This window comes from Flavobacterium sp. 1, from assembly GCF_002797935.1.
GTDB lineage: Bacteria > Bacteroidota > Bacteroidia > Flavobacteriales > Flavobacteriaceae > Flavobacterium.
This window is the reverse complement of sequence record NZ_PGER01000001.1, coordinates 4,729,513-4,746,380: the sequence shown is the minus strand read 5'-3', so window position 1 is coordinate 4,746,380 and position 16,868 is coordinate 4,729,513. Positions and strand designations below refer to the sequence as shown.

At 34.7% G+C, this 16,868-nt stretch carries 15 protein-coding genes; 1 reads left to right on the top strand and 14 read right to left on the bottom strand.

Translation table 11 applies throughout. The features are described 5' to 3' along the window. Window positions 1-20: 20 nt before the first annotated feature. From CLU83_RS19300 to CLU83_RS19275, 6 genes are all read right to left on the bottom strand, one after another. A complete protein-coding gene (locus tag CLU83_RS19300) occupies window positions 21-1,100 on the bottom strand; it encodes a bifunctional 3-deoxy-7-phosphoheptulonate synthase/chorismate mutase type II (protein ID WP_100433113.1) in 1,080 nt (359 codons plus the stop codon). A gap of 66 nt (window positions 1,101-1,166) precedes the next feature. Next, a complete protein-coding gene (locus CLU83_RS19295; RefSeq protein WP_100433112.1) occupies window positions 1,167-2,024 on the bottom strand; it encodes a prephenate dehydrogenase in 858 nt (285 codons plus the stop codon). Between the two features lie 122 nt (window positions 2,025-2,146). Continuing rightward, on the bottom strand, window positions 2,147-3,292 hold the full coding sequence (locus CLU83_RS19290; protein WP_100433111.1) for a pyridoxal phosphate-dependent aminotransferase: 1,146 nt from the start codon (window positions 3,290-3,292) through the stop codon (window positions 2,147-2,149). 63 nt (window positions 3,293-3,355) lie between these two features. Then, the gene (locus tag CLU83_RS19285) at window positions 3,356-4,183 is read right to left on the bottom strand and encodes a prephenate dehydratase (protein ID WP_100433110.1); all 828 of its coding nucleotides are present in this window, start codon (window positions 4,181-4,183) and stop codon (window positions 3,356-3,358) included. Then, entirely contained in the window at window positions 4,180-4,395 is a 216-nt protein-coding gene (locus CLU83_RS19280; RefSeq protein WP_100433109.1) for a hypothetical protein, read from the bottom strand. Before CLU83_RS19280 ends, CLU83_RS19285 begins: the two co-directional genes overlap by 4 nt. 279 nt (window positions 4,396-4,674) lie before the next feature. Continuing rightward, entirely contained in the window at window positions 4,675-5,283 is a 609-nt protein-coding gene (locus CLU83_RS19275) for an outer membrane beta-barrel protein (protein WP_100433108.1), read from the bottom strand. A 183-nt stretch (window positions 5,284-5,466) separates the two neighbouring features. Between CLU83_RS19275 and gldA the strand changes: the two genes are divergently transcribed. Beyond that, window positions 5,467-6,363 (top strand): gliding motility-associated ABC transporter ATP-binding subunit GldA, encoded by an 897-nt coding sequence (gene gldA, locus CLU83_RS19270; RefSeq protein ID WP_100433107.1) that lies wholly within the window; start codon window positions 5,467-5,469, stop codon window positions 6,361-6,363. A gap of 84 nt (window positions 6,364-6,447) precedes the next feature. Here gldA and CLU83_RS19265 read toward each other — a convergent pair whose 3' ends face one another. The 8 genes from CLU83_RS19265 to CLU83_RS22700 all read right to left on the bottom strand — a co-directional run bounded on the left by CLU83_RS19265 (window position 6,448) and on the right by CLU83_RS22700 (window position 16,768). Then, on the bottom strand, window positions 6,448-7,212 hold the full coding sequence (locus CLU83_RS19265) for a hypothetical protein (RefSeq protein ID WP_100433106.1): 765 nt from the start codon (window positions 7,210-7,212) through the stop codon (window positions 6,448-6,450). Between the two features lie 83 nt (window positions 7,213-7,295). Next, entirely contained in the window at window positions 7,296-8,423 is a 1,128-nt protein-coding gene (locus CLU83_RS19260; protein ID WP_100433105.1) for an AraC family transcriptional regulator, read from the bottom strand. Window positions 8,424-8,502: 79 nt separating this feature from the next. Continuing rightward, complete coding sequence (locus tag CLU83_RS19255; protein WP_100433104.1) at window positions 8,503-9,915, bottom strand: pyridoxal-dependent decarboxylase; 1,413 nt, start codon at window positions 9,913-9,915, stop codon at window positions 8,503-8,505. A gap of 72 nt (window positions 9,916-9,987) precedes the next feature. Next, complete coding sequence (locus tag CLU83_RS19250; RefSeq protein WP_157802148.1) at window positions 9,988-13,053, bottom strand: T9SS type B sorting domain-containing protein; 3,066 nt, start codon at window positions 13,051-13,053, stop codon at window positions 9,988-9,990. A 549-nt stretch (window positions 13,054-13,602) separates the two neighbouring features. After that, on the bottom strand, window positions 13,603-14,250 hold the full coding sequence (locus tag CLU83_RS19245; RefSeq protein ID WP_100433102.1) for a hypothetical protein: 648 nt from the start codon (window positions 14,248-14,250) through the stop codon (window positions 13,603-13,605). A gap of 126 nt (window positions 14,251-14,376) precedes the next feature. Beyond that, on the bottom strand, window positions 14,377-15,333 hold the full coding sequence (gene metF, locus CLU83_RS19240) for a methylenetetrahydrofolate reductase [NAD(P)H] (protein ID WP_100433101.1): 957 nt from the start codon (window positions 15,331-15,333) through the stop codon (window positions 14,377-14,379). Between the two features lie 65 nt (window positions 15,334-15,398). Continuing rightward, on the bottom strand, window positions 15,399-15,755 hold the full coding sequence (locus CLU83_RS19235; RefSeq protein ID WP_100433100.1) for a four helix bundle protein: 357 nt from the start codon (window positions 15,753-15,755) through the stop codon (window positions 15,399-15,401). A gap of 95 nt (window positions 15,756-15,850) precedes the next feature. Further along, the gene (locus CLU83_RS22700; protein WP_369828810.1) at window positions 15,851-16,768 is read right to left on the bottom strand and encodes a vitamin B12 dependent-methionine synthase activation domain-containing protein; all 918 of its coding nucleotides are present in this window, start codon (window positions 16,766-16,768) and stop codon (window positions 15,851-15,853) included. Window positions 16,769-16,868 lie beyond the last annotated feature (100 nt).

Sequence of the window (16,868 nt, the reverse complement as noted above, 5' to 3'; positions counted from 1 at the left end):
TAATACTTATTTTTTTAAAATTAAGCGTTTAATACTTTTTCTTGGTGTTCGATACTTTCTTGGTGAATGTCTTTGAATAATCTTACGATAAATTCTTCTGTCAGTCCTTTTTTAGCACCTTCGGCAATCATTTTTTCCTGGATTTCATTCCAACGGTTATTTTGAAGAATAGCTACGTTATTGTCTTTTTTTACTTGTCCAATTTCGTCAGCCACTTTCATTCTTTTTCCTAATAAGTCTAATAAATTAGCGTCAAGCACATCAATATTAGCTCTTAATTTGGTCATTTTTTGATCAAAATCATTGTCACCGCTCACTTTTCTCACTTTCAAATCTTTGAAAATTTGTTTCAAAGCATCTGGAGTAACTTGCTGCGCTGCATCAGACCAAGCATTATCTGGATCATTATGAGTTTCGATGATCATACCGTCATAATTTAAATCCAAAGCTTCCTGAGTCACTTCAAGAATCATATCACGGTTTCCTGTAATATGCGAAGGATCGATGATTAAAGGTAAATCAGGGAATTTATTTTGCAGTTCGATAGCAATCTGCCATTCTGGAATGTTTCTGTATTTCGTTTTTTCGTAAGTAGAAAAACCTCTGTGGATAACTCCTAATTTTTTGATTCCAGCAGCATACAAACGTTCTACACCACCCAACCATAAAGCCATATCTGGATTTACCGGGTTTTTTATCAATACAATTTTATCTGTTCCAGCCAATGTATCAGCAATCTCTTGAACCGCAAAAGGATTTGCAGTTGTACGAGCACCAACCCATAAAACATCAATATCATTTTCCAAAGCTAATTTACAGTGAGCAGCAGTTGCTACCTCAGTTCCCATAAGCAAACCAGTTTCTGCTTTAGCTTTTTTAAGCCATTTCAATCCAATTTCCCCAACACCTTCAAATCCTCCTGGACGAGTTCTTGGTTTCCAGATACCAGCTCTAAAAACACTAACGTCTGAGTCTTTCAATTCATGAGCAATCTTCAACACCTGCTCTTCAGTTTCAGCACTACAAGGTCCTGCAATTACGAATGGATGAGACAATTTGAATTCGTTCAACCAATCTCTCATTTCTTTCTTGTTTTCCATCTTTTCTAGTTTTATTCTTTTAATTTAATTATTTTAGTTTTCTTTTTTTGACTCCTACGCAATGCGCTATTTCTTAGCATTCATTCCGTTTAATATTTCTCTTATTTTATTTACGCTTTGCATTTCATTATAAATCGCCTCGTAATCATCATTTACCAAAAGCTCTTTAAAATTAGATAAATTAGCAATATATTCTTCTAATGTTTTGACAATCTGTTTTTTGTTTTGTTTAAAAATTGGCGTCCACATTGCCGGTGAACTTTTGGCCAAACGAACGGTACTCTCAAAACCGGAACCCGCCATGTCAAAAATATCCTGCTCGTCCTTTTCTTTATTGATCACTGTTTTTCCAAGCATAAACGAACTGATATGCGATAAATGCGACACGTAAGCAATATGTTTATCATGCGATTTTGGATCCATATAGCGAATTCTCATTCCCAGTTCTTTAAACAGTTCCAATGCTTTTTCCTGCAACTTGAAAGTCGTTTTTTCGACTTCGCAAATAATATTCGTTTTCCCTTGGAACAACCCTTTTATAGCTGCCGAAGGCCCTGAAAACTCAGTTCCCGCAATAGGATGCGCGGCAATAAAATTTCTTCTTTTCGGATGATTGGCTAATGCTTCACAAATTGGTATTTTAGTAGAACCCACATCAAAAACAATAGTTTGTTCTCCTACAGAATCCAATACTTTTGGCAAAATCGTCATCGCCACATCTACTGGCACTGAAACAATCACAAAATCAGCAGTTGCCAAATCCTCAAAACTGGATTCTTTATCAATCACTCCCAAAGCAATTGCCTCTTGAACGTGTTTTTCGTTAGTATCAATTCCGTGAATAGTCGCTTCAGGATACAGTCCCTTGATATCCAGCACCAATGAACCTCCAATCAATCCTATTCCTATTACGTGTACATTCATTTTTTAAATTTATTTGAAGCTAATCCTGCTATCCGTTTCAATCTTTTGTGCTGAACCCCAGCACAAAAGGATTTCCACTGCTATCAGGGCTAGGGCTTCCCGTTTCTTTAGAACTTTTCGATTTAAAATCTACTAATTGCTTCTTCTATTTTCTCTTCTTTCACACAAAGCGCAAATCGGATATAGCCTTCTCCATTAGAACCAAATATTGTTCCCGGAGTGATAAAAATAGATTTCTCATATAATATCTTGTCTATAAAATCCTCTGCCGATGTTATTCCTTCAGGCAATTTTGCCCAAACAAACAATCCAACTCCTTCTTTATATACTTCACAATTCAGTTTCTCTGCCAATTGTTCTGTAAGCGCACGACGTTTTTTATAAACCTCGTTCATCGAGTCAAACCAAGACTTGTCGCTTTTCAAAGCCTCGACAGCTCCTTTTTGTATTCCGTAAAACATACCGCTGTCCATGTTGCTTTTTACTTTTAGAACAGCATCTATAAGTGATGCGCTTCCTAAAACCATTCCAACTCTCCAGCCAGCCATGTTAAAGGTTTTACTCAAAGAGTTCAATTCTAATGCAACATCTTTGGCTCCTTCTACCTGCAACAGACTCATTGGCTTATCATTCAAAACAAAACTGTACGGATTGTCATTGATTAATAATATATTGTGCTTTTTAGCAAATGCTATTAATTTTGCAAACAATTCCAAACTTCCTCTTGCTCCTGTAGGCATGTGCGGATATCCCAGCCACATGATTTTTACTTTTGCCAAATCTAATTTTTCCAAAGCATCAAAATCAGGTTCCCAATTATTTGCTTCTTTCAAGTCATAATAAACTGGCATAGCTCCAACAAGATTTGTCACCGAACTATAAGTAGGATATCCTGGATTTGGAATCAAAACATGATCTCCTTCATTCAGGAAAGCCATAGAAATATGCATAATCCCTTCTTTGGAACCAATTAACGGCAAAATTTCAACAGCAGGATCTAAGGCAACTCCATAATTATTTTGATAAAAATCAGCCATTCCTTTTCTAAGTTCCGGCAATCCTTGATAACTTTGATACTGATGTGCGTTTTCGTCCTGCATTGCCAAAACTACGGCATCTATCACCGCTTGTGATGGTTTTAAATCCGGACTTCCAATTCCCATATTAATAATTGGTTTTCCTTCGGAGGCTAATTGTCTCACTTCTCTCAGCTTAGATGAGAAGTAGTATTCTTCAATGATATCGAGACGCTTTGCTGTTGTAATCATGACAATTTATTTAATGTTCCCTATTTGGAATTTGTAATTTAGTTTTTTATTATTTTCCCTTTTTTAGGGTTTGGTGTTTTTATATTCTCCCAATACTTTAAAATACTCAGCCATAATCTGCAATAGTGATTTTGCTTTAGCAAAGTCTTCGTATTTCTCAAAAGTTACATCTACGAAAAACGAATATTTCCAAGGCGTTTCAATTTTTGGCAGCGACTGAATTTTAGTCAAATTCAATTTGCAGTCACTCATTACATTCAGTACTGCCGCAAGGCTTCCTCTTTTGTGATCCAATTCAAATTTTATCGAAGCTCTGCTGATTTCGGTTTCTTCTGCATATTCTTTTTCTTTTTTGATAATCACAAAACGAGTCATATTATTGTTTATCGTTTGGATTTCGGGAGCCAGAATTTCCAGATCATACATTTCGGATGCTGTTTTGCTTGCAATTGCAGCAATCCCTTTTAATTGTTTTTCGTGAATTCTTCTGGCAGTTTCGGCAGTATCCTTGTCTTCTACCAATTTTATGTTTGGATATTTTTTCAAAAACTCCATACATTGCAATAAAGCCATCGGATGTGAATGCACTTCTTGGATATCTTCTATTTTTTGACCTTTGAGTGCCATTAAATTTTGATGAATATCCAAATAATGCTCTCCAATAATGTGAAGATTGTTTTTGTCAATCAGTGCGTAATTTGGAATTATTGGTCCCGCGATGGAATTTTCTATGGCCATTACTGCTTGATCTGATTTCCCCGACAATAAACTAGCTACCAATTCTTCAAAAGACAGACATTCGTCTACTTCTATATTTTGATAAAAATAGTCTTGAGCCACTTGATGGTGGAAAGATCCTATAATTCCTTGTATTGCAATTTTCGTTCTCATTGGGTCAAAAAAAAATCCTGATTTTCATCAGGATTGTATATTAGTTTTATTTGTTTCTTGTTTTTCAAATAACCATAGCACAATCCCTTACTTCCTAAAGAAGAAATAAAAAGAGTTGCTAAAATAAAAACGGTTATTAGACATTGTATTGTTTGTGTTTCTTCCGAAGAAGGATTTAAATTTTTGTTGTCAGGAACCCACTTTTTTTTCATTTGATAGAAAAGCTTTTTTATTGTGGGTTTCAATTATTTGATGCAAATGTATAACTTATTTCGGCTTGCCCAAAATAAAAATAATATTTTGTTTAACAAAAAGAGATTTCTTTGTTAAACTAGCTTTAAAATTGCTATTCCATAAAAAAAAAGATTTTTGAGTGATTAAAATTATTGATTTCAAAACAAAATAAATATTTATAATTTTACAACACTACTATAAAACAAAAAAGCACTCAATGAACGAGTGCTTTTGAAATCATTAAATACAATTAGGCATTAGAAATTTTTTGAAATTCCTATATTAAATGACTGTCCAAAATTGAAATAAAAATTGCTATTACTTCTATTATATTGATCACTCTTTGTATTTGAATATGACAAACCTCCAATACCAAAATTTAACCCAAAATTATTTTTAATATTTAAAAACAAACCAGGTGCAAAACTCGCATAAATACCATCAAAAGTAGTTTTTGAATTATTTTCGGGGTATAATAAATAAGTATAAGTTTCTTTACTATTCTTGTAACCTGCACCTAAATCAGCATATAGCAAAAACGTTTGACTCAATGATTTTGAATACCTAACAAAAGCTCCTGCTGAAAAGTTTTTAGTTATTCTTTCCTGATTATTCGATGCATTTTCTAGATAAGTGTATTCATTTTTAGAAGATGAAAATCCAGTTTCAACCCCTACTGTCCAATTATCCTTGAACTGATACCCCACTTTTGGAGAAAAATTAAAGTTTCTATCCTTTGATTCACTCCCTTGACTAGAGTCTTTGTTAGACCAAAAACTCATGTTTCCTGATACCAAGTACGTCCCCTTTTGAGCATTTGCAAAGCTTATCATAGCTAGTGCAAGAATTACTAATGTTTTTTTCATAGTTTGTTTTTTGATTTGTTAAAAATTAGTAATCACTTAACAAGAACTGTGCCAGTTTTTGAATAATTTTCATACAATTTTTATTTATCTAAGCCTTTTGTTCGTTGTCAATTAAAACATAATTTTTTCCGATTAATGAAGAACTATATATTTTCTAATTACTTTTGCATCAAATAAAGTTTTATGTCAATAGAAGTAAAAAACATTTCGAAAAGTTATGGTGCTCAAAAAGCATTGGACAATATTTCCTTTTCTGTTAAAAAGGGAGAAATTGTTGGTTTTCTAGGGCCCAATGGTGCTGGAAAATCGACTTTGATGAAAATATTGACCACCTACATCAATGCAGATTCTGGTGTGGCACTTGTCAATGACTTTGATGTAAACACCCAAGAAAAATCGGTACAGCTTTCTATTGGATATCTGCCGGAACACAATCCTTTGTATTTAGATTTATACGTTAGAGAATATCTGGCTTTTAACGCCGATGTATATAAGGTAGCTAAATCAAGAATCGAAGAAGTGATTCAGCTAACGGGTTTACAAACCGAGAGCCATAAAAAAATTGGCCAATTATCCAAAGGCTATCGTCAAAGAGTAGGTCTTGCAAATGCATTATTACACAATCCCGATGTTTTAATTTTAGACGAACCTACAACAGGATTAGATCCAAATCAATTGGTCGAAATCAGAAATGTGATTAAAAACGTTGGTAAAGACAAAACGGTTTTCCTTTCGACTCACATTATGCAGGAAGTAGAAGCGATTTGCGATCGAGTGATTATTATTGACAAAGGACACATCGTCGCTGATAAAAAATTAGATAACTTAATCTCCGCCGATAAAGAACAGGTAATCGAAGTAGAATTTGACAAAAAAGCGGAAGAAGATCTTATTGCTCAAATTCCTCATTTGAAATCTTTCAAAAACAGTCATGGATTTTCTTGGGAACTTACTTTTGTTTCTGATAAAGATATGCGACCAACAGTTTTTGACTTTGCTTACGATAATGGATTGAAGACTTTGCAGCTCAACCAGAAGAACAAAAATTTAGAAACTGTGTTTAGGGAAATTACAAAATAAGTTTGCAGATTTTAGTTTGCAGTTTCAGTTTGCAGATAAAAAAAGAAAGTTCATTTAAATCCAATTTAAACGAGCTTTCTTTTTTTATTTTACCAATGATTTTAAATAGATTGTAAATAATAACGACAATACTATTGCCGAAAGACGAATACTATTTTTTACAAAAACACTATTGAAGTTCAATGAAGGCAAATTGGATTTTGTTTTAAGAAAAAAGAAAACCAGCTTTTTATATTCTAATAAAATCAAGAACAAAACACCAATCGTCAATACTACAGACTGCACTAATGCACCAGCATTCATTTGATAAAAAATATTAATTAAAGTCAAATTAGAGAGCAGCGCAAACAAAATTATGGAACCTATCAGCAATGTTCTTCGGAACAACAATAGATAACCTCCAACTAGCTGAATTACTGCTATTATGATTCCGAAAGCATGTGAGTGGCCAAAATAAAACCAAGTCAGCCACTCACCCGATTGCTGATTCATAGGCAAATTTGCAATTTCAGCAGGCACAATAAACTGGAGTCCATAAAATTTTTTCCAACCAAAACTGGCAATATTAAAAGCTATAGCATATCGAATTCCGCTATATAAAAATCCATAAATTTTTGTGCTGTTAATTTTTTGCTTTCTTTCTAAATAATGCCAGATAAACGGAAACAGTATAGCACTCAATAAAGCAATTCCAACTAAGGAAAAAACTAATATTGGTGGAAGCCAAAAAACATTTCCGCCGTTACCAAGCATTAATATTAAAGCAGTAAGCACAAATCCAAGTATTATAGAAGTGCCTAATTTTTTTAAAATTGAATCTGAAAATTCTAAAGTTGATTGTTCTAACATGGTGTTTTTCATTTGAATTAATATGCCTCAAAATTGGCTATAAATCAAATGTCAAATGTTCCGATGTATCCGTTCGAACGTATTTAGGCTTCTTTTTTTTCTAAGAATATATTTGATTTCACAAACTCGGTTGGAGAAAGACCAGTGTGTTTTTTAAAAGTGGTATTAAAAGTAGTTTTAGAATTAAATCCAGATTCATAAGCAATTCCCAGAATATTTAATTGACTGTATTTTTCAGACAGCAATAGTATTTTTGCTTCTTCTACTCGGTATTTATTTATAAAATTATAAAAGTTATCACGGTACAATTCGTTGATTACAAACGACGTTTCATTACAGCTGGCATTCATGCTTTTTGCTAATTTTGGCAGACTTAAATCATTTTCTAAATACACTTTTTCCAAATTCATAAGCGCCTGCAATTTTTTGTCTAATTCGTTCAATCGGTTTTCTGAAACACGTTTTGGATTTTCCTTTTTGCTTATTTCAATAGTGGCTAACTCATTTAAGTCACTTTTATTAAAATCAAAAACTTCTTTTTGCTGCAAAGAAAAATAAGCTAGAAAAAAGATACAGGAAAGATATAAAAATGGAGTAAGCTGCGTTAAATTTTGCAAGTCGAAAAAGACAAGATTGAACCACGCAACTATAATTAGAATCAAAACCAATAAAAAATATCTTAACCAAGACAAGTCTATTTCCTCGGTTGCTGACGAGAACTGACGTATATATTTTATGTGCTTTTGTAATTTACTAAAAGACAAATACCAATAAATTATAGCTTGAAGCGGTAATGCTGTTTGCAAAATAAAAAACACTACTCTCCCAACTGCATAACTGAATTCAAAATTTTTTCCTGTAATAAAAAAAGGAAATCTGAAAAGCAGAAAAATCAGAAAGGGTAAAAAGTGCCATAAAATTTTCTTTTCAAACTTTTTCTGCAATGATGTAAAATATAAAATACTGATATAAAGAAAAGGAGCTGTCAGAAACCGTACCAAACCTATCAATTCAAATATATTGGGATGTTTTAAATGGAAGTTTTGGTAAAACAAAGGAATTTCGAGCATTGCCAATCCAAGCGTAAGAACAAATAATCCAAGATATCTGTTAGCAATCGGGTTTACTTTTCGAGAATGAGCAAGAAGCAAAAAGCCCAACAAAAATGTAGCTCCTGATGTAATACCCATTATGATTGGAAAATTCAGCATATTAAAATAATTATAGCTTTTATAGTATTGCTAGAACAATCTCAAATATAAAGCATTTTAGGTATTGATTCAGAAATAACTATTCTATTTCCAATTCCAAAACACTCTCTTTCATCACTTTAATTACCAACTGAACATCCAATTCGTTTGTTCTCCAATTCACAAACGAAGCTCGGATTCCTTTTCTATTTTGATACACTGTTGGAGTCATAAACACTTTGCCTTTATCATTGAGATGCATCAAAAATGAATTCACTTTTTCCTGATTATGGTCACCCTCCAAAGTAAAACAAACGTTATTAAGGCGAGTTGGTGCTAATAATTCAAAACTTTCATCATTAGCTATAAAAGCATCAAACTGCAATGCTCTTGCAACGCTATTTTCTACTATATCTTTAAATCCTTGCTTTCCATACGCCAATAATGAGAACCAAACGGGTAAAGCTTTCAGGCGTCGGGAATTCTCAGGCAAGAAATTCAGATAACTAAAATTCTCCAACGGATCTCCCAAATAAGGAGCATTCGAATTTTGAAACGTTTCAACTTGAAGATTTTTATGTTGTTCTTTCACCAAATAAAAAGCACTTTCGTAAGGAACATTGAGCCATTTATGACAGTCAATCGTAATACTGTCTGCGTTTTTCCAACCGTTTACCAAATGTTTGTATTTTGGAGAACAAGCTGCAAAACCTCCAAAAGCAGCATCAATATGCCACCAAAAATTATATTTTTCTTTCAGTTTTGAAATCGCAATAAAATCATCAAAATCGGCTGAGTTGACTGTTCCTGCACTTGATATTAAAATAAATGGCTGACCGTTTAAATTCTTTATATTTTGTTCTAAATCGGCTATATCAATAGCTTCCCGATTTCCTTCAACTGTTTTTATTTTAGTGAAATTCTGGCTTCCAATTCCTAACATTGCCAAACATTTTACCGAAGAAGAATGTGGCGCTGCTGTCAAAATATTTAAGGGCCCTGTAATTCCGTTTTTAGCAAAATCATGACCCAATTCTTTTCCGAACCATTGTCGAGCCACGGCCAAACAAGTAAAATTTGACATCGTTGCACCTGTTACAAATCCGCCCAAAAATGATTTTGGCAAAACCAATAATTGTAGCAATTTATTAATAGTTTCTATTTCGATCAATGCCGAAACTCCTCCCTGTGCTTTTGTTGCTTGTGCATTTGGATCATAAATAGTTGTGAGCCAATCGCCGGCTATAGAAGCTGGTGTAGCACCTCCAGTTACAAATCCCCAATATCTTGGTCCAGCTTGTGAAACCATCAATGGAGCCAATCGCTGCTTGAATACTTCCAAAGCAGACAATGATCCTAACCCAAAATCATTCAAATTTGCGTTTGTATCAATAGTATTTTGTGTGGAAGTTGGAATTGTATCTATAGCATTCAGAAAATCAATTCCATGTTGTTTTACTTGTTCAAGAATATGCTCAATATCTTGTAAATCTTGTTGAAGAGTTGGATTCATTTCAATTTTAGTTAGAAAATTTAATCTTCGAATATACTGAATTATCTAACTTGACTTACAAAAAACATTCATCTATCTTTTCATAGCAAAATGACCTTTATATACCTTGCCATTGGCTCTAGTCACAACAAACCAATAATCGGTGGAAGGCAATTCATGTCCATTATAAGTGCCATCCCAAGCTGAAACAGCATTTAATTCTTTAATAAATTTACCATATCGATCAAATATTTTAACCATGAGTTTTGGTTCTGATTCGGAAAAACGAATAGCCCAAGTATCATTATATCCATCTCCATTGGGTGTGAAAAACTTTGGATAATTCAAAATATAAACTTCCTGACTGGCAATCCCGCAGCCATTTTTGTCTCGAACATAAACCATATAATCGCCACTAATTAATCCCGAAAAAGTATTGCTGTCCTGATAGGTAATCCCGTCTAGTGAATACTCGTAGTTCCCTACACTTGAACTGGAAACATAAACTGCGATTACATTTTCAGTATCAGTCCAATCCTGAGTTTCGGTCGAAATTACAGCAACATTTGACAACACTACCGAAAAACTTTTGGTCGCTGTACAAACTGTACTTCCATGATTTTGGGTTACTGTTACCGAATAAGTGCCAACATTTGAAACTGTAATTGAAGGTGCGGTTTCTAAAGTTGACCATAAATAGCTGTCAAAACCTGAACCCGCATTTATGGTAACATCATGATTTTCGCAGACAGCAATACTTTCAGGAATTGAAAGAACAGGCTCACTCATCAGTGTCAGACTCAACTTGCCAACTTGATAACATTTATCATTAGAATCAATTCTGACATAAACTATAGAAGTTCCTAACACCAAATTATAGTTTGTTGATGTTGTAATTTGATCGGCTGTAGTTTGATTTTCTGCACCAAATAATGATGTAAAATACGTAAAAGCACAGGTACTGCAAGAAGCTATTTTTGAATTATAAGCCGTTAAATCCACTAGTTCCAAACCATCACTCGCATCGTCACAAATAAAATCTGCAATATCATTTACTGTCAAACTTGGAATGACTATTGATACCAAAACAGCCAATCTGTTTACACTTTCACAACCATTTGCCGTTTGCGTAGCATAATAAGTTACGCCATTTACCAAAGCAGTTGTACTTGGCAAAACAGTACCATTTGTGGCATTGTCGTACCAAATAATATTTGTTCCAGTAACTGACAAACTGGCAATAGTTGCTTTTTGTGTGGTGCAAAAATTCTGCACCAAGTCACCCGTTGGTACTGAAGTGTTTTGAATATTTATTACTGCCGGGATTCGCAAACTTTCGCAGGAAGCTACAGTTTGCGAAGCATAATACGTTTTGTTCTGCAGTATTGTTGTACTCGACAGCAGATTTCCATTTGTGGCAGCGTCATACCATTTTATATTTGTTCCTGAAATCACAATGCCGCTAATCGTAGCATTTTGCTGCACACAAAAAATTTGTGGTGTTGTTGTAACCGGAAGCGGTTCTGTATTTACAAAAGCTTTGATTTCGGCAGCATTTGCTACAAGCGAAATACAGCCAATTGTATTTTTTATCAAGACTTGATAGATTCCCGGAACCAAACTAGTTTTAGTATTGCTTGCTGTCCAATTTTGACCTCCATCAAAGCTATATGACGCTGCATTATCTGAAACGATCACCGTTCCGGTTGGTGTACTGCAATCCGGCTGAGTAATACTTACAGTAGGTGTTGGCGGATATCCTGGCGGGATACTAATTGTTGCACTAATTGGTGTGGTTTCACATAAACTGCTGTTTCGCGTTTTGACTAAATAATCCCCTGGAACAAATCCTGTTTTCACATTACTGGTCTGCCAAGTTAAACCATTATCAAAACTATACTCAGCATCCAAACTGGTAACCGTGATCGTACCATAAGGATTATTACAAATTACTGGTTGGATAATATCTACTATTGGAGTTGCACTAGAAATAGCTGTCAAATTAATATGAGCCATAACTGGACTCGAAACGCAACTGGACCTTTTGGAAGTTACCTTATAATCACCTCCTGCCAAACCTGAAAAAACCATCGAGGATTGATAATTAACATCATCTACGCTATACAAAAGTCCTGTTGGAGCTGTAACCGTAATCGTTCCCGAAGGCACATCGCAATTGGGCTGTATCGTTTCTGCAGTAGACTGAATTGGTCCTGATTTTACATTGATTGTTATTTTGTTAGAAAAAACGCGACAATTACTCGAACTGATATTAGAACTGTCAGCAGTTGCTAATCTATACTTATAAGTGCCCACAGCACCTGAGACAAAAGTATAAGTGGCTTTGTTTTCTCCCGAAATATCAGTCCATGTTAGCCCTCCATCAGTACTGTTTTGCCATTGATAGCCAACCGTTGTATAAGCAGAAGACGAAACGGATCCGCTAAGAGTTATTGATTTTGATTCGTTTTCGCATACTTCCAGATTCGTTACTGACTGATTTACAATTTCCGAAGTTACAGTGGGTCCACAGGCTCTAAAAGTAATATCATCCAGAGCAATATCATTACCCGGAGCGGCACCTGCTTTATTATTCCGCATTCGAATAACAACCGTTGAAACTCCTGATGGCGTGGTGAAAAAAAATCCGTATTGCTTCCATACGGCACTGCTTGAAAGCCCAATATTTCCTGTATTATATGTTCCAAGAATAGTCCCGCTGGTATCTTCAATTGTAAAAGTAATGTTGGGAGGACTATTGTCTTGGCTTCTCAAAAGATTCATAATCCAAGCGGCAAACTCATATGTAGTACCTGCACACAAGCCTGAAACCGTATTTTTATAAAAATAATCAGTGGTTGAAAAACTGGCATTCACCACCATCATATAACCTCCGCCTGTATGATCTGTAGTCGTCCACCAAGTGCCAGCAGTATTAGTAGTTTTTTCAACCGTATAAGAACCATCACTCGGAAAATCAGCCGTTGTCCAAGCATAACTTGTAATTCCCGTTCCTAAAGCCGAGCCATGTGTCGATGTTCCTGAGCCAAAATCTAATTTAACAACAGGGTCGCCCAAACTGCCTGTACATAGCTGGGCATGCAATTGTGGGAATAAAAAAACGCTAATCAGCAGTGTAATAAGATGTTTTAGATTCAAAATAGAGTAGTTTATTTAAAGTAAAACTACCCCATAACAAACTTATTCTCAAAAATCTTATACCAGTCACTACTATCAATCGATGAAAATTAAATCCTTATCTATTAACCTGAACTTGATTATTATTATCTCCAGCGATTTCAACCGTTGACATATAGTTAAGTCTTATTTTTTTAATGATTGCAAAAAGACAAAATATTTACTTTTAGCTCCGATAGAAGCAAAAATCCTTGTGAGCCGGGGTTCGGATCACAAGATTATAGCGGATAGCGGGACGATACTTGCTGAAAATGCCTAATCTTTCTGCTCCAAAAATTAATAATCGAGTTTATGTTATTAAATAAACATTCCTAAAAAGCCAATAAGAAACCTTTGCAAAGAAAATTTGTATTGCAGTTAAATTTTCAACAGATGCTTTTTTTGATTTAAATACAATTATTCTGCAACAAAAAAAGCCAAATTCATGGCTTTTTAAAATTATTTTATTTTTTAAAAAAAAGACAATTTGGAAATATCACTATTTTTTGACTAAATCATATTCTCAAAAAACTAAGTTTTTGGCAAAGGTGCTCCAACTGCAATATCGCAGCGGTGTCCTGCTTGTCCGTGTGGTGGATTCATTCCTTCTGGAGTCACAACATTTGCTGAACTTGTAGATAATAACGCTGGAACTGGAGGCTGTACCGTAATATTTTTGCTTATTTCACCTGAAGATGGTGCAGGTGTAGCTACTGCTGCAGGTTTTGAATTTAATGGCGCTCCAACTGGAATATCACAACGGTGATTTGGCTGTCCGTGAGGCGGATTCATACCTTTTGGAGTTACTGTTTTTGCAACTGCAGCTTGTGTTATGGTTTGCACTTGTGGCTGCATTTGCACCTGATTAGGCTGTTGTGTAACTGCTGTTCCATTAGCTGGAGAATTCAGTGGTGCTCCAACTGGAATATCACATCTATGATTAGGTTGTCCGTGTGCGGGATTTATTCCTGCTGCCACTGATGGTGTCCTAACAGCATTATTTTCGTGAAATAAATTATGTTGTTGTGGAGCAACTTGCTGTTCAGTTTGTGCAGTTGCTAAAGTTTGCTGCGTAAAAGGTGTAATTACCTTAGGAACAGCTTTAGTCGTTTCTTCATTATTTTTACAAGAAACTATTGTAATTGCAGTGGCTAAGAAAGTATAATAAATGGGTTTCATGGGGAAAAGCTATAATATTAAAATCAAATATAGCATTTTAATGCTAAGCTCAAAAATAACAGTAGGCTTTCAAAAAAAAACCAGCCTTTAAAAAGACTGGTTTTGTATAAAATATGTTGAATGGTTCTAAAAAATCTGGCTTGCTATCTGTCTGATATTTTCTGATTTTCCCATTGAATAATAATGCAAAACAGGAACTCCAGCTGCTTTCAACTCAATGGATTGCTGAATAGCCCACTCGATACCCACTTGGCGAATTTCTGCGTTATTCTTGCACTTTTCCACAGCATTTATTAAATCTTCCGGTAAATCGATTCGGAAAATCTGCGGTAAAATCTGTAAATGTTTTTGAACCGCTATAGGTTTGATTCCCGGAATAATTGGAACTGTAATTCCCATTTCTCTTGCTTTGGCAACAAACTCAAAATATTTGGCATTGTCAAAAAACATTTGAGTCACCACATAATCGGCACCTGCATCTACTTTCTCTTTCAGTCTTTTTAAATCTGACATTAAAGAAGGAGATTCTAAATGTTTCTCTGGATAACCAGCCACTCCAATACAAAAATCAGCTTTGTTGTCAATGTCCATAACATCGTGAAGGTATTTTCCGCAATTCAATTGATTGATCTGAGCAACCAAATCTACAGCAAAATTATTTCCTCCCGCTTTTGGAACAAAAGACTGTTCGTCCTTCATGGCATCACCGCGAAGAGCCATCACGTTATTGATTCCAAGATAATGACAATCTACAAGCATATATTCGGTTTCCTCTTTGGTAAAACCTCCGCAAAGCAAGTGTGGTACAGTATCTACATTGTATTTGTGTTTTATGGAAGCACAAATTCCCAACGTTCCCGGACGCATTCTAGTTAATTTTTTGTCCAATAAACCATTTCCCTTATCAATGTAAATGTACTCCTCACGAGAAGTTGTTACATCAATAAATGGCGGTTTGAACTCCATCAATGGATCGATATTGTCGTATAATTCCTGAATACTTTTGCCTTTTTGAGGCGGTATAATTTCGAAAGAGAATAATGTATTTCCTTTGGCTTTTTCTATATGCTGTGTTACCTTCATTTTTTTCTAGTTGAAAGTTGATGGTTGATGGTTGATGGTTGAAAGCCAGTAACTATATCCATTAACTAAATTTTATTTTTATAATAGTTTATAAACCCGTTTAATAGTTTTTTGCATCCTTGCATCTGTTCGAAAGCAATATTAAAATCATTTTCGATAATATATTTTTGATCTAAAGCTAAATAATATTGTGTTTCTAATTCATATAGAGAACCTCTTGCAATATGCAAAAAGTGCAATGTCTCTTTAGAAGTTTGTCGTCCACAACCTTCTGCTATATTCGAAGGTATTGAAACTGCCGATCTTCGCATTTGATTTGTTAAACCAAATAATTCTTCTTTTGGAAATAATTTAGTTGAATCATATAACAAATTCACCAATTTTCTAGCTTCTATCCAAACCTCTAATTTACTGTACTCCATTTTTTATTTAGTTGTTGGTTGGTAGTTATTGGTTGATGGAATGCATTGAATCAGCTTACTATAAAATCCAACAACCATCAACTGACAACTAAAACCTAATCTGCAATATTTGGATTCAGCCATTTCATGGCAACATCTGTTGAAACGCTTCTTCTTTTGGCGTAATCAATAACTTGGTCTTCTTTTATTTTTCCAAGACCAAAGTACCTGCTTTCTGGGTTTCCGAAATAATATCCCGAAACCGAAGAAGCCGGCCACATTGCCATACTTTCGGTCAAGGTTACTCCAATTTCTTTTTCTACATTTAAAAGTTTCCAAATAGTTGGTTTTTCCAAGTGATCCGGACAGGCAGGATAACCCGGCGCTGGACGAATTCCTTTATAATCTTCTTCGATAAGTGCTTGTTTGCTCAAAACCTCATCGGCTGCATAACCCCAAATTTCTTTACGGATTTTTTCGTGTAAATATTCGGCAAATGCTTCTGCGAAACGGTCAGCCAAAGCTTTAACCATAATCGAATTGTAATCGTCCAAATCCTTTTCGAATTCAGCTGCCCATTCGTCAACACCAAAACCGGTGGTTACACAAAATGCTCCCATATAATCCACTTTCCCGCTCTCTTTCGGAGCGATAAAATCAGCTAATGCGATGTTTGGCGCACCTTTTGTTTTTTGTGACTGCTGACGCAAAGTCAAGAATAGCCCCCTAACCCCCAAAGGGGGAACTTCCTCCTTTTTCAATAATTCTTTACCAATATTCTCAATCGTTTCAAATAAATTATTCAAAACTTGCTGATTTGTATATCTTAGTACTTTAAAACCCTTTGATTCTAACCAAATAGTTCTCTCTTTATCTTCTTCAATTTGTTCGGGCAAATTATGAATAGAGCCATCTACTTCAATAACTAACTTTTTTTCTAAACACACAAAATCAACAATATATTCTCCTATTATGTGCTGTCTTCTAAATTTAAAACCTTCAATTCCTTTGTTAGACAAGACATTCCATAGCATTTTTTCAGCCTCAGTTGGTTTGTTTCTCATCTCTTTAGCTCGTTCTTTTAAAACATCATACAAAACAGGACTTGCTGTTTCCCAAGACTGTTTTTCTACT